The following is a 13,629-nucleotide window of genomic DNA, read 5'->3' on the forward strand; positions in this document are numbered from 1 at the left end:
CGCCGGCGTCAGTCGCGCGGCATGAACCGGTCCACGGCATCGAGGAACGCCGCCGGCTCCTCCTGGTAGGGAAAGTGTGCGCTGCCGGGGAAGACGACCAGCGTCGCCTGCGGCAGCCGCCCGGCCAGCGCACGCTGCGGGGCCACGCCCACCGCCCGGTCGAATGCGCCGACCAGTACCAGCGTAGGCATGCGCAGCCGCTCCGGATGGGCCACCGAATAGCAGATGAAGTCCGATTCCGGACCCATCAGCGCCGCGCCGATCTCGCCGGTGTTGCGCAGGCCGCTCTGCGCGTCCAGGCGCTCCTGCGCCTGCTTGGCGGCCATCACATGGAACTGCTGGCGGTCATGGAACACGTGCCCTTCCGGCAGCGTGGCCGTAGCGGCACCGACGAAGGCCATGCGGGCACGGGCCAGCGCGCAGACATCGCCTGGCGCGACGGCGCGCAGGGCCTTGCCGGCGTCCGACTGTTCGGCCGCCGCGTACGCCTCGGGAAACTGCGTGGCCAGCGTCTGCATCCAGCTCTCCATCGCACCCGGCAGATCGACTGCCGCATCGATCAGGATCAGCCGTGCCACGCGCTCCGGGTGCGTCTGCGCGTACTCGGCCGCCAGGGTGCCACCGAAGCTGTGCCCCGCCACCACCATGCGTTCGACGCCCAGTTGCCGCCGCAGCCCCTCGATGTCCCGCACCATCGCCGCCAGCGAATAGTCACCGCGCCAGGGCCGTTCGCTCTCGCCGCTGCCGCGTTCGTCCAGGTAGACCATCGGATAGCGCGCATCGAGCGCCTTGCCGGCCGTCATGCGGAAACTGTAGGAGTTGTAGCCCGGCCCACCATGCAGGACCAACACCGGCACGTCGGCCGGCGTGATCGGGCGCGAGGTCCAGTAGGTGAGCCGCACCCCGTTGATGACGGCGTCATGGCGGATCCCGGTGGCCCGCGATGACGGGGCAGCGAGGGCGGCAAGGAACACGGCGGCGATAAGCAACAAGCGCATGGTGCGAATCCAGCGGAGGGGAGACCGCGCGACTTTGCCTTGCAGCACCCCGCATCGATAAGTGCCGTTGGACACGCCCGCTGTTCGCGAAGCCCGCAAGCGGCCCCCGCGCCCGGACACCGCATCACCGCGCTCTACCCCGGATTCACGACGCGGGTGCCACAACGGCCAGGGCACTGTGCGGAGCCATCGGTTGAGTCTCAGGGAATACGATCGCAAGCGGCGTTTCGATACCACGCCCGAGCCGCGGCCGGAAGGCTCCGCTGCCGCCGGCGGGCGGCCGATCTTCGTGGTGCAACTGCACCACGCCAGCCGGCGGCACTACGACTTCCGCCTGCAGGTCGGCGACACGCTCAAGTCGTGGGCCTGCCCCAAGGGGCCAAGCTATGACCCCGACGTCAAGCGCCTGGCCGTGGAGGTGGAGGATCACCCGATCTCCTACGCGACGTTCCAGGGCGACATCCCCGAGGGCGCCTACGGCGGTGGCCACGTCGACACCTTCGACAGCGGCGTGTGGTCGACCCCGTACGATCCGGAGGCGCAACTGGAGAAGGGCCACCTGCGCTTCGAGCTGTTCGGCTCGCGGCTCAAGGGCAGCTGGCACCTGGTGCGCAGCGGCAAGCCGGCGAAGCAGCCGCAGTGGTTCCTGATGCATGACAAGGACGCCTATGCCAGCGACGTGGAAGCCGATGACCTGCTCGACGCGCGCATGATCGCCAGCACCCGGGCCGCCGCCGGCCGCTCCGGCGGCGCGAAGGAGGTCGCGGCGACGCTGGACACGCGCAAGCGCAGGAAGGTACCGGTCGCCGGCCACCCTGCCCGCAAGGCAGGCAAGCTCGCCGCCGCCGCGGAGGGCGCGCGGAAAGCCAGGGCCAGCGGCGACTTCTTCAAGCCCGAGCTGGCCACGTTGCGCGAGAACCCGCCCGTCGGCGAGCAGTGGCTGCACGAGGTGAAGTGGGACGGCTACCGCATTCTCGCCACGGTGGCCAAGGGGCAGGTCCAGCTGTGGTCGCGCAACGGCCTGTCCTGGTCCGACAAGATCCCCGACATCCGCCAGGCGATCGAGTCGCTCGGCCTGGACTCGGCCCGCCTCGACGGCGAGCTGATCGCGCTGGGCGCGGACGGCCAGGCCGACTTCAACGCGCTGCAGAAGACGCTCTCCGGCGAGGCCAGCGCACCGCTCGCCTACATGCTGTTCGACGTGCCGTTCCTGGAAGGTTACGACCTCTCCCGCACGCCGCTGCACGCGCGCAAGGCGATTCTCGAGGCGCTGCTGGAAGATCCGCCCGCGCACCTTTCCTACAGCAGCCACGTGGTAGGCAACGGCGACCAGGTATTCGCCATGGCCAGCGAGCAGAAGCTCGAGGGCATCCTCAGCAAGCGCGTGGCGTCGCACTACCGTGGCGGCCGCGGCGACGACTGGCTCAAGATCAAGCGGGTGGAGTCCGACGAGTTCGCGGTCGTCGGCTACACCGCCCCCAAGGGCGGCCGGCAGGGGTTCGGCGCGCTGCTGCTGGCAAGGCCGGCGGCGGAGGGCGGCTGGCACTTCATGGGCCAGGTCGGCAGCGGTTTCAGCCACCGGCAACTGCTCGACCTCAGCCGCACGCTGGCCACTGGTGGCGGCAGCAAGCCGACCGTGCGCAACCCTGACGACGCCCCGCGCGGCGTGAAATGGATCGAGCCCACGGCGGTGGCGGAGGTGAACTACCGCGGCATCGGCAATCAGGGCCTGCTGCGCCAGCCGAGCCTGAAGGCGATGCGTCCGGACAAGAGCCCCGCCGACCTGCGCGACAGCGACCGTCCCGCACCCGAGCCCAGGCCAACCGCCCCCGGGCGCCGGGCGTCCACGCGCAACGCGCCAGGCCCCGCATCGCCCGGCATCATCATCACCCACCCCGAACGCGTGGTGTACCCGGCGGACGGCTACACCAAGCAGGACGTGGCCGACTACTACCGCGCCGTGATGGACTGGTTCCTGCCCGGCGTGATCGGACGGCCCACTTCGATCATCCGTTACCCGGACGGCATCGACAAACCTTCGTTCTTCCAGAAGCACATCCCTTCCGGCGGCCTGAAGCACGTGGGCAGCGTGAAGCTCAAGGAGGAAACCGGCGCCGCCGCCATCTACCTGTATCCGCAGTCCGCCGACTCGGTGATGGAACTGGTGCAGTACGGCACGCTCGAATTCCATCCCTGGGGCGCCAGGGTCGACACGCCGGACCTCGCCGACCGCGTGGTGTTCGACCTGGACCCGGGCCCGGACGTGGGCTGGGAGCGCGTGGTCGCGGCCGCCCGGCTGGTGCGCAAGCTGCTGGCCGATCTGGAACTGGAGTCATTCCTGCGCACCACCGGCGGCAAGGGGCTGCACGTGGTGGTGCCGCTCGATCCGCCGTCGGACTGGGATACCGTCAAGACGTTCGCGCAGGGGTTTGCCGGCGCGCTGGCGGGCATCCATCCGCTGGAGTTCGTCGCGGTCAGCACCAAGTCGATACGCCACCGGAAGATCTTCGTGGACTACCTGCGCAACGGCCGCGGCGCCACGGCGGTCGCTTCCTACTCGCTGCGCGGCCGCCCGGGCGCACCGGTGGCAGTGCCGTTGCGATGGGAAGAACTGGGCAGGATCAGGAGCGGCGCGCAATTCGACATCCGCAGCGTGCCGGCGCGGCTCAAGCGGTTGCGCAAGGACCCGTGGGCGGGCATCGACGAGGTGAAGCAGAGCCTGGACAAGGTGATCGGAAGACTCGGCGAGGCGTGAGGGGGAGTGCCGTTCGACCGCGGTAAAACGTCCGCCCCCGGATGCGCCCCCTCTCCCCGCCGGGGAGAGGGCTGGGGTGAGGGACCGCACTTGCGGTGGATCGCAAACCGGCGAGACCTGCGCTCTTCTTCGTGCCCGCCGGGAACCGAACGCTTCACGCACCTTTCGTGATCCCGGGACAAGGCTTGCGCCATGTCGCCTCCGGACACCGCTACCGCGATCGAACTCATGGAGCAGTTCGCGCACCGCACGGGCCTGGCCCCGGAAGCCACGCCGGTTCGCTACCTCTGGACCGATGCCTTCGCGGTCTGCACTTGCCTGGGTCTGTCCCGAGCCGGGGCGGACCCCGGGTTCCGCGCGCTCGCACGGCGCACCATCGGGCAGGTGCATGCGGTGCTGGGGCATTTCCGTCCCGACGACGCGCGTAGCGGCTGGTTGGCAGGGCCCTGCGGGCAGGCCAGCGAGGACCACCCCACCCGCGCCGGCCTGCGGATCGGAAAACCGATGCCCGAGCGCCGCACGGGCGAACCCTTCGACGAGCGCCTGGAGTGGGATCGCGATGGACAGTACTTCCATTACCTGACGCGCTGGATGCAGGCCCTCGACAAGGCCGCGCCGCAGCTCGGCGAACCGGCCATGAGCCGTTGGGCATGCGAACTGGCGGACACCGCGCACCGCGCCTTCACTCACCGGACGGCGAGCGGACAACGACGCCTGTACTGGAAGATGAGCACCGATCTCTCGCGCCCGCTGGTCCCGTCGATGGGTCAGCACGACCCGCTCGATGGACTGGTCACCACGCTTGCGTTGCGTGCCACCGCCGACGCGCTGCACGTGCCGACGCCCCCGCTCGAGCAGGCCCTCGCCGACTATGCGGCCATGCTGGAGGGCAACCCGCTGGTGACCGGCGATCCACTCGGCCTGGGCGGCCTGCTGACCGATGCCCTGCGGCTCGGGCGCCTGGTGCGCCACGGTGCGGACGGCTACCGCACACTGCTCGGACACATCCTCCAGAGCGCTGCGGCCAGCCTGGAGTACTGCCGCTTGCGGCTCGACGCGCCGGCCGAGCAACGCCTGGGTTTCCGGGAGCTCGGCCTGGCCATCGGCCTCGCGGCCATCGAGCGCCTCGCCGCCGACATCGCCGGCGGGACGAGCCCCGCCAGCGCGCCCATGCGCCGGCTCGTCGAAGGCCTCGCCGCGCAGGCGCCGCTGCGCGCGGCGATCAACCGCTTCTGGCTGCAACCGGCCCACCGCGCGGCCACCTCGTGGACGGAGCATCGGGACATCAACGAAGTGATGCTCGCCACCAGCCTTGCGCCGGATGGGTGGCTCGAAAACGGAGCGCGTTCGCCGGCGCCGGCGGGCTGACCACCCCGCTACCGGACGGTCGTGCGGCCGCCTGCCCGCAGCGGCTCAGGCCCTTTCCCGTCCGGCAACGGGTGCGCCAGCCAGGGCAGGCTCGCCAGCACGCCCACTGCACTGGCGAGGGTGAACAGATGCACCAGCAGCGGGGCCCCCGCCATGGACATGGCGAGGTTCCCGGCCTCGAGCAGCCGGTTGAGCATGGGCAGCACGGGCCCGGTGATGGCAATGCCGGCCACGAGCCCTGCCGCGAAAACGGCAGGCCGTCGGGCCAGGCCGCCCAGGGCCCGCCAGGCGACCGCCAGAGCCCCGGCGCAGAGCACCAGCACCAGGCCTGCCGTCGCTGCGTGCAGCAGCGCGGGATCGACGCCCGCTCCGGCCCAGTTGCGCGCGACGAGCATCTCGTCTCCATGGCCGCTGGCCGCGGTGACCGCACGGGCCAGCGGATTGGCGGCGAAGATCAGTCCCACCGCCAGCCATCGACCCGTACGCCCTGCCCGCATGGCCAGCAACGCTCCGGCCGCCATCAACAGGTAGGAAAACAGCGGTCCCCCGGCGATCGGCAACCAGCTGTCACAGGCACCGATCGACCAGCGGTTGAAATCGCGTTCGGCCCAGCGTCCGCACGCCAGCCGACCGGTCAGCGTGTGCGCGAACTCGTGCGCCTCGTGCACCAGCATGACCAGCGGCACCAGCGCGACCAGCCAGCGCCAGGGGAAGCGGCGGTCCTCGCTCAAGCGGGGTGTTTCCATGGTGGACTCCCGGGTTGGAGTCCTTTCGATGCGGCCCGCGGCCGGGGGGTTGCAAGCGGTCGCCGCACCTGCCGGAGCGGGCGACGGGCATGGCCGCATCGGCGCCGATTCGCTATGGTCGCGCTCCACCTCGCGGCGCCATTGCGCCAGGAATGCTCCCGTGTCGCACTACGCCGGTCCCCTGCTCACGCTTACCGTCGCCGAGGCCATGCGCGGCGCGCGCGATGCCGGCGCCGAGACATGGAGCGGGTCGCTGGACCTGGGTCGCTCCTGCACGGACGTGCACCTGCAGCCGGATGCCTGGCAGTGGCAGGGCGCGCGCTACCCGTACCCGGCCATGCTGAAGGACCGCACGATCTACTACTGGGACGGCGAGGAGTTCGCGCCGGTGTCACGCTTCTCCGGCTCGCTGATCAAGCTGGTGCCGACCGTGTGGGGCGCGCCGACGTTCGAGATCGACGGCATCAAGATGCTGCCCACCGCGAAGGAGTCCCCGGTCGAGGACGCGCGCCGCAAGGTGGCGCTGGTGGAACCGCGCGGCAAGGTGGTGCTCGATACCTGCGGCGGGCTCGGCTACTTCGCGGCCTGTTGCCTGGAAGCCGGCGTGGCGCGCATCCACTCCTTCGAGAAGAATCCGGACGTGCTGTGGCTGCGTACGCTCAATCCGTGGTCGCCCGACCCCGGTGCGCCCGCCAGCGGCGGCCGGCTGCAGCTCACGCACGCCGACGTGTCGGTCGCGATCGCGCAGGTCGCCGATGCCTCGGTGGACGCGCTGCTGCACGACCCGCCCCGCTTCGGCATCGCCGGCGAGCTCTATTCGCAGGCGTTCTACGACCAGCTCGCCCGCGTGCTGCGCCGGGGCGGGCGGCTGTTCCACTACACCGGCAGCCCGAACAGGCTCACCAGCGGCCGCGACGTGCCGCGCGAAGTGGCAAAGCGGCTGGAGAAGGCCGGCTTCAAGGCACAACTGGTGCTCGATGGCGTGCTGGCGACGCGGCGCTAGGCCCGCTGCGTCCGGCTGGCCTTGACCACCGGCGTGATGTCGTCGGCCGCGGTCGTCGAGGTGGCGTCAGGCCGGGGCCACGGCACTGGCCACTTCGATATCGCCCATGACGCAGTTGCGACCCGCGCGCTTGGCGCGATAGAGCGCCGCGTCGGCCTCCCTGCAAAGCCGCTGCACGCCGTAGCCGGACGTTGCGGTCGAGGCCAGGCCCACGCTGGCCGACACCATGATGTCGCAGCCATCCTTGATGACAGTCGATTCGACGATCGCCGCCCGGATGCGGTTGGCGATGTCCATGCCCTGCTCGCGCGAACACTCGTACAGCAGGATGCCGAATTCCTCCCCGCCCAGCCGGCCGAACAGATCGGTCGGGCGCAACTGCTGCTGGCAGGCCGCGACGGTGCGCTTGAGCACCGTGTCGCCCATGGCATGGCCATGGGTGTCATTGACAAGCTTGAAGTGGTCCAGGTCCAGCACGATCAGGCAGGCATGGCCGACCTTCTTGTCCAGCTGGTGCAGCGCGTGCTCCGCCCTGCAGATGAAGTGCTGGTGGTTGAGGATGCCGGTGAGGCCGTCCAGTCGCGAAAGCCTCTTGAAGCGCAGCTGGGATCGCTTCAGGCGGAACATCCAGAACACGATGGAAGCGATCACCACCAGCAACAGGATGTTGTAGAGCCGGCTGGTTTCGACCGCCTTGGTGTCCAGCGCCTGCTGCAGGCGGAGGATCTTGTTCTGCTTGCTCAGCCGTTCCGTTTCCATCTTCTGGGCCAGCATGTGCTGTTGCGCGGCCTGGTAGGCCAGAACCCGCGCCCTGACATCGTCCAGATATCCCTTGTCTTCCGCTGAATAGCGCTCGAAGTACGAAAGCGCGGCAGCCGTATTCCCCGTCTTCTTTTCAACCAGGTAGAGAACTTCATAGGCCTCTGCCAGCCACTCGTCGACGGTTCCCGGTTCGACCATCGCGACCGCGGCCAGCGCGGCCTTCCGTGCCTCGTCGTAACGCCCCAGCTTCTCGTAAGCCTGTGCCCGCTCAACCTGCGCCGACAGGATGTGCGGGTAATAGGCGTTGGTGCGAATCCCCGGACCTATCTTGACGAGCAGGGCGAGCGCCCTGGCCGGCTGGTTCTCGTCCAGATAGAGGCTGCCAAGGACAAGGCGCATGGCGTTGCTGAAGACCGGCTGCCCCGCTTCATCGCATGTATCGATCGCCTGCTTGAGCTTTTCGCTGGCCGAGGTCAGCCGTTTGCCGTTGTAGAGCGCGGCGACCTCCCGGGAGAGCGGACGGCAAAGGCTTTCCCCGGGTGGCAAAGCCTGCTCGGCCATGTGCGCGTATTGCACCGCCAGCTCGATCTGGCCCGCCAGGTTGAGCATCTGCGACAGGTCCGCCAGGAACAGGAATCGGGCCTGGGGGTCCTTGATGCGCGGCAGCTCCGCGGTCAGGCGGTTGGCCAGGCCGAAAGCCTCCTCATAGCGCCGGTTCAGCCAGAGGTTGCTCAGCAGCAGGCCGGAGGCCTTGGCCACAAGGACCTCGTTGCCCGAGCGCTCGGCGATCTCGCGCAGCCTGGCTTCCGACTTGGCGTAATCCCCCTGGAACATGGTTTCCCAGGCATCCAGATACCGTAGCTGCCATTGCTCCTCGGGAGTCAGCCTTGGTGCTTCGCGATGGATCCGGGCGAGCATCTCCACGAAACGGGGATGGTCGCTGGTGCGCAGCTTCTCGGCCTGCTCAAGGAACCGTTCGGCGTCCGTGACCGGTACGCCATCGGGACCCGCGTATGCCAGCGCGCACCAGGCCATGCCCGCTACTGCGGCACAGGCTCGGATACGGTTCGAGCGGAACATCAGCGGGCAGGCCGGCGACTACTTGCTGTCGGGAGCCGGAATATCGAGCGGCTCCTCTTCCAGCGGCTCCTCTTCATGGGCAGGCATCTGGGTGATCTGCGGCGCCTGGAACGGCTGCGGCTGGCCCAGTGCCGCCGAGAGCATCGAGCTGTCGCCCGCAGCCACCGCAGCCTTCAAGGCCTCGGGAGCCTTCGCCTGTTCCAGAACGCGAGCCAACTCCTCCGCCGATGCATGGCGCAGAGACGAGTCGCATCCGATCGTTTCCAGCAAATCGATGGTGTCGGTCATTCCAGGCCCCTGTGGTTACGCGTGTGTCGGTTAAATGGTGCGCCGCAAAGACGCGGGCGGTAGCGGTGGGATGGTCCCAACGGAGCCGCTGCCGGCGATATTATGCTGTTGTCGGAATACTCGCCGCCGCTTTCTCGCGCTCGTCCAGTTCGGCCAGCCGCGCCTGCATGGCCAGGTTGGGTTTCAAGGGCAAGGCCGGCGGCAAGACCAGGGTTTCTTCCGCCGTCATCGGGGTCAGGGCAAGATCGGCCAGGGCGACGCGCCGGACCCGCGGCATTTCGATCGGCAGGGTCGGCGCGCGGTAAATGATCACCTGGTGATCGGACGGGTAGTCGTTCAGCAACAAATCGACCAGCAACTGCCGGTATGCGGCGCCCGTGGCCAGACGCCCGAGCGAGCGATCGCCGACCAGTGCGACCTGCCAGAGCACGAGGTACCCGCTGGGGTCGATCCGCCGCTCGTAGAACAGCAGCTGGCTCGCCTCGAAATGCTGGCAACCGAAACGGCCCGGATCAATGCCCAGGTCCGCATAGAGGCAGTCCTCGGCCGAGATACCCGGCTCCATGAACGCGTCGAATCCCTCCGCGCGCGCCACCTCGATGGCCTTGTGCGGCGACCAGGCAAAGATGCCCGGATGCCCGTAGAAAACCCCGCACACGCGCTTGCCGGCGCGCACCTGGGCCATCATCAGTTCGACCCACTCGCGATAGGTCTTCAGGCGCGACTTGCCTTCCCGGTAATACGACTGGAGGCTGCGCACGTCCGGATGCATGCGCTCCAGCCATTTCTCGACGATGCCGTCGGATAGTCCCGCGAACACCACGTCCGCCTGTTCGATGTGGCTGCGCGCCAGCGGCGTGAGGTGCGAGCCCAGCGTCATGCCCATGCCTACGCAGGCCAGGCTGCCGCGTCTTTTGTGAGCTGCCGCAGGGAATGTGTCCATCGCGTGATGGTAAGGCAATTGGCGATGGATCGTGCGCTCCCCAGGCGTGTGCATGCTCCCGGCCTCGGGGACCGGGAGCATGCCGCCGTCGGATGGTCCTCAGTCCAGCGGGACCTTGTAATTGCCGTGGTTGTCGATCGGGCAGGCGCACTCGTTGCCGACCTGTCTCGGCGCGAAGTGGTAGCCGGGAATGCGACTGGTCAGGTAGGCCGCCGTCGCCTTGTAGGCATTCAGTCCGTACGGGGGAGCCGCCGACCCGAAGGTGTTGCCACCGGGCGTGGTCAGCACCTGCCACAGCGTCGGCTGGGCGGGCGAAGGCGTGATGTAGAAGTTCGGGACGACGGTGTCGTTGAAGGCGGCGTACTTGTCCACGCCGACCAGGTTCCAGGCATCCTGCGAGGCGTTCTTCCAGAAGCCCGGCGAGCACCATGCGCCCGGCGTCTTCATCGGCTGGCAGCCATGGCTGACGACCAGCTGGACGTTGCCGTTCCTGACGTCCCCCTGGTAGGTGGCGGTGACCGGCAGGCCCACCAGCCTGCGGTAGCGGTAGTACTTGCTGGCGTACTTGAAGGTACCGCCGACCTTGATCATCTGCACCGTGCGATCGGGCAGCGTCAGCGTGGCGGACACCGCACCGTTGGCGGTGAGCACCCAGACCAGGTAGCCCTGTCCCGTCCGGTAGGGCTGGCCCGGGCCATTCCAGTTGGCGAACAGGCCGGTGCCGCCATCGTCGGCATCGTCCTGACCGGTGAGGCCGCAGCGCTCGTCCTGGAGGTTGTGCGTGTTGCCGTCGAAACTGAAGCCCTGTCCGGTGTAGGTCACCACTGTGGCGGCCCAGGCGGGGGCTGCCCCGACCAGGGTCAGCAGCAGGGCCAGCAAAGGCATGCCGAGCAGGCGCGTTGTCTTCATGAGCGTGTACTCCCGGGGGAACCGCCGCGGCGGCGGGGAGCGCAGCATGCGGCGCGCATCGTGCGCGATTGAATACTCCGTTCGGAGTACGCGCGGCCCTCCCGCACGGACCGGTTACACACCGGACTCACGCCGGCAAACCAATCCTTGCGCAGGGAAGGTGCGGGAGTGCGGGAGGGCCGCATGATCAGCATCGTGCTAGGCGGACCGGACCCTGCCACCCGGCATGCGCTGGTCGCCGACTTCGGGCGCTTCGAGGATCTGCGGGTGCTCGGCGAGAGCGGAACAGTGGAGCATCTGTCGATGCTGGCGGCCGCGCGTGGCCCCTCGGTGGCAGTGGTCGAGGCGTGCTGGGCCCAGGCCTGTCCGGGGCTGCTCGGCCATCTGCTGGCCCGCCCGGCCGCACCCAGGATCCTCGCTTTCGCCGACACGCTGGCGCGGCCGGAGGTTCTCGCCTGCGTGAAGCTGGGCGTGCACGGCTGCCTGCCTCGTCATGCGCCCGCCGCGGCATGGCACCGCGCGATCGAGGCCATCCATGCCGGCGACGCCTGGATTCCCCGCGCGCTGATGGCCGCGGCGCTGGCCGACCTCAGACACCTGTTGCAGGCGGGGCCGGCGCTGCCGGGCCCCGGGCCACTGACCGGCCGGCAGCGCGAGATCGTGCACTGGGTGGCGCAGGGCCTGAGCAACAAGGAGATCGGCCGGCACCTTGGGATCAGCCCGACCACGGTAAAGACCCACCTGCACAACATCTTCGAACGCGCCGGCATCAACGGGCGCCAGCAGCTGGCCGTGCGTGCGCTCGCCACCGGGCGCCGGGCCCCCGAGCTCAACTGAGCTGGCCGGTGGCGATGGACGCGGCGCGCGCGCCCATCGCCGACTCGCCCGCGCTCAGAGACGCAGCCTGGAGATGCGCGTCGACCAGTTGCCGAGCGCACCGCGCGTACCGCCACACTGGAACAGCGGTGGTGTCAGGTACTGGGCCAGCGTGCACGAGTGCGCGATGTACTCGGAGGCCGTCCAGATCGTGTTGCCCTCGGCCGCCGCCGCGCCGTAATCACCCCAGCGCGGCCGGTTGCCGGCCAGGTACGGGATGCCGGTGAAGCCATCCCACGGCGCCGCGCCCGCGGCGGCGATGTGCACCTCGCCGGCGCCGAGCTTCGCGTCGAAGCTGGCATAGCCGGCGCTGGGCCAGTCGTTGGGGCCGACCACGGTGAAGGCGATCACGCCGCGCCCGCTCTGGGTCACCGCCGAGGTGCCGTAGGTGAGGTTGGCATCCGGCAAGGCCAGCGTGCCGTTGGCGAACACACCGCCGGAGTTCGGGTCGATCACGAAGTAGGCTACGCCCGAACCGTGGCTGCCGTCTTCGAGCAGCACGTCGGTATCGAGCGTGCCCCACACCTTGCCGTTGGCGAAGCTGACCTGCTGCATGCGCGAGTCGTTGACCGCCATCGGGCGCGGTGCCGGATAGACGATGTTGGGATAACCCAGGTACGTCGGCGCGCAACCGGTCAGCGCGAAACAGTCGCGCAGCGGCGCGTCACCGGGCTTCTGGCGGACGAGGCTGGTGGGCACGGCGTAGGTCTGCACGCCCACCGGCGAGACATCCAGCGCCAGCGTCATCGGCGCGCTGTCGATCGCGCTGGTGTTGGAAACCTTCCACAGCCAGATGGTTTCCGACGTGCCCTCGTCGTAGAACACCGCATCGGAACTGAGCAGGTATTCGGTGCCGCCATGCGCGCCGGCGTACTGTCCGCCACTGGAGATCGCCGGCCACACGGTGAACGCGGGAGCCGGCACGCTCGGGTCACCGGCGTTGAACAACACCACGTTGGGCGAGGCATCCCCAGCCACCAGTGCGCGCTTGGAGATGGCGTAGATCTGCGCACCGTAGAAGCCCGGACCGAACAGCGCGAACTCGTTGGTGGTCAGGAAGATCGCGTTGGCGTCGGCGCCGATATGCGGATAGTCGCCCAGGCAGAAGCCCGCCGTGCAGCCGTGGTCGGGCGTGCCCTGCGTGCCGTTGTTCTGCACCGGCAAGCGGTAGACGGTCCAGGCGCCGGTCGGATCGGCCGTCTGGCTGACCGCGATGTCCAGGTGGTTGGTGCCCGAGAGCGCCGAGCTGATGCCGACCCGGTCGAGCGTCAGCACGACGTGGAACCAGCGGCGCGTGTCCGCGTCGTAGTAGCACGAGGGGTCGGTAATGTCCGGGCCGTAGGCACCGGTCGTGCGATTGATCGCCGCGGGATAGCCGTAGAACGTGTTCAGGTCGACCGGTCCGACCAGCTCGTTGCCGGAGCGGTCGTAGATCGCCAGCACGTCGTTGACGCTTTCGACGACGAACCCGTTGCCGGCGCACAGGCCCTGGTCCGGCGGCTCCAGCGAGAACTGGTTGCCGTTGTTCGCGTAGCGCTGGTCGTGGAAATTCAGGCCCTCGAAGCCGCCTGCCAGCTGCGGATGCGACTTGGCGCGCGTAGCATGGCCCATCACGTTCAGGCCATTGTGGTGGCCATGGCTGATGGTGCGGTTCACCACCGGCTCTGCGCCCAGTTCGTCCTCGCCGTCGCCCGAGTCGGCATCGCCGGCGGACATGGCCGGATCCTGCTCCAGGCTGGTGATCGGCGCGCCGCCGACGGGCGTGGTCTGGGGCGTCGTGGTTGCGCCTTTCTGCAGCTTCAGCGTGGCGGGGGTGGTCCCCAGCGCACAGGTGGCAAAGGTCATCGCCGCCAGGGCGATGAGCAGTCGAGTCTTCATAAACGGTCTCCTGTTCGTCCGCA

At 68.9% G+C, this 13,629-nt stretch carries 11 protein-coding genes; 4 read left to right on the top strand and 7 right to left on the bottom strand.

Annotated elements, in window-relative coordinates; genetic code table 11:
- Positions 1-8: 8 nt before the first annotated feature.
- On the bottom strand, positions 9-998 hold the full coding sequence (locus LQ771_RS09995) for an alpha/beta fold hydrolase (RefSeq protein WP_231349258.1): 990 nt from the start codon (positions 996-998) through the stop codon (positions 9-11).
- A gap of 193 nt (positions 999-1,191) precedes the next feature.
- On the opposite strand from LQ771_RS09995, the gene ligD reads away from it, so the two are divergent.
- A complete protein-coding gene (ligD, locus tag LQ771_RS10000; protein ID WP_231349259.1) occupies positions 1,192-3,753 on the top strand; it encodes a DNA ligase D in 2,562 nt (853 codons plus the stop codon).
- 192 nt (positions 3,754-3,945) lie between these two features.
- Positions 3,946-5,121 (top strand): hypothetical protein, encoded by a 1,176-nt coding sequence (locus tag LQ771_RS10005; protein ID WP_231349260.1) that lies wholly within the window; start codon positions 3,946-3,948, stop codon positions 5,119-5,121.
- An 8-nt stretch (positions 5,122-5,129) separates the two neighbouring features.
- Here LQ771_RS10005 and LQ771_RS10010 read toward each other — a convergent pair whose 3' ends face one another.
- A complete protein-coding gene (locus LQ771_RS10010; RefSeq protein WP_231349261.1) occupies positions 5,130-5,867 on the bottom strand; it encodes a hypothetical protein in 738 nt (245 codons plus the stop codon).
- A gap of 160 nt (positions 5,868-6,027) precedes the next feature.
- Here LQ771_RS10010 and LQ771_RS10015 point away from each other — a divergent pair, with 160 nt between their 5' ends.
- Positions 6,028-6,870, top strand: a complete 843-nt coding sequence (locus LQ771_RS10015; RefSeq protein WP_231349262.1) for a class I SAM-dependent methyltransferase — start codon at positions 6,028-6,030, stop codon at positions 6,868-6,870.
- Positions 6,871-6,936: 66 nt separating this feature from the next.
- Here LQ771_RS10015 and LQ771_RS10020 read toward each other — a convergent pair whose 3' ends face one another.
- The 4 genes from LQ771_RS10020 to LQ771_RS10035 form a co-directional block, all read right to left on the bottom strand.
- Complete coding sequence (locus LQ771_RS10020) at positions 6,937-8,667, bottom strand: tetratricopeptide repeat-containing diguanylate cyclase (protein ID WP_231349263.1); 1,731 nt, start codon at positions 8,665-8,667, stop codon at positions 6,937-6,939.
- A 63-nt stretch (positions 8,668-8,730) separates the two neighbouring features.
- Entirely contained in the window at positions 8,731-9,000 is a 270-nt protein-coding gene (locus LQ771_RS10025) for a hypothetical protein (RefSeq protein WP_231349264.1), read from the bottom strand.
- A 100-nt stretch (positions 9,001-9,100) separates the two neighbouring features.
- Positions 9,101-9,997 (bottom strand): SAM-dependent methyltransferase, encoded by an 897-nt coding sequence (locus LQ771_RS10030; RefSeq protein ID WP_484494517.1) that lies wholly within the window; start codon positions 9,995-9,997, stop codon positions 9,101-9,103.
- A gap of 45 nt (positions 9,998-10,042) precedes the next feature.
- Positions 10,043-10,852 (bottom strand): hypothetical protein, encoded by an 810-nt coding sequence (locus LQ771_RS10035; protein WP_231349266.1) that lies wholly within the window; start codon positions 10,850-10,852, stop codon positions 10,043-10,045.
- A gap of 183 nt (positions 10,853-11,035) precedes the next feature.
- Here LQ771_RS10035 and LQ771_RS10040 point away from each other — a divergent pair, with 183 nt between their 5' ends.
- The gene (locus tag LQ771_RS10040; RefSeq protein ID WP_231349267.1) at positions 11,036-11,689 is read left to right on the top strand and encodes a helix-turn-helix transcriptional regulator; all 654 of its coding nucleotides are present in this window, start codon (positions 11,036-11,038) and stop codon (positions 11,687-11,689) included.
- 54 nt (positions 11,690-11,743) lie between these two features.
- Here LQ771_RS10040 and LQ771_RS10045 read toward each other — a convergent pair whose 3' ends face one another.
- Complete coding sequence (locus LQ771_RS10045) at positions 11,744-13,606, bottom strand: hypothetical protein (protein ID WP_231349268.1); 1,863 nt, start codon at positions 13,604-13,606, stop codon at positions 11,744-11,746.
- Positions 13,607-13,629 lie beyond the last annotated feature (23 nt).

Origin of the sequence: Frateuria soli, from assembly GCF_021117385.1 — a bacterium.
GTDB classification, from domain to species: domain Bacteria; phylum Pseudomonadota; class Gammaproteobacteria; order Xanthomonadales; family Rhodanobacteraceae; genus Frateuria_A; species Frateuria_A soli.

Excerpts from the sequence above, each read along its gene's own strand:
- LQ771_RS09995 (WP_231349258.1), bottom strand. The coding sequence starts at position 998 with ATGCGCTTGTTGCTTATCGCCGCCGTGTTCCTTGCCGCCCTCGCTGCC.
- LQ771_RS10005 (WP_231349260.1), top strand. The coding sequence starts at position 3,946 with ATGTCGCCTCCGGACACCGCTACCGCGATCGAACTCATGGAGCAGTTC.
- LQ771_RS10010 (WP_231349261.1), bottom strand. The coding sequence starts at position 5,867 with ATGGAAACACCCCGCTTGAGCGAGGACCGCCGCTTCCCCTGGCGCTGG.
- LQ771_RS10020 (WP_231349263.1), bottom strand. The coding sequence starts at position 8,667 with ATGGCCTGGTGCGCGCTGGCATACGCGGGTCCCGATGGCGTACCGGTC.
- LQ771_RS10025 (WP_231349264.1), bottom strand. The coding sequence starts at position 9,000 with ATGACCGACACCATCGATTTGCTGGAAACGATCGGATGCGACTCGTCT.
- LQ771_RS10030 (WP_484494517.1), bottom strand. The coding sequence starts at position 9,997 with ATGCACACGCCTGGGGAGCGCACGATCCATCGCCAATTGCCTTACCAT.
- LQ771_RS10035 (WP_231349266.1), bottom strand. The coding sequence starts at position 10,852 with ATGAAGACAACGCGCCTGCTCGGCATGCCTTTGCTGGCCCTGCTGCTG.
- LQ771_RS10040 (WP_231349267.1), top strand. The coding sequence starts at position 11,036 with ATGATCAGCATCGTGCTAGGCGGACCGGACCCTGCCACCCGGCATGCG.
- LQ771_RS10045 (WP_231349268.1), bottom strand. The coding sequence starts at position 13,606 with ATGAAGACTCGACTGCTCATCGCCCTGGCGGCGATGACCTTTGCCACC.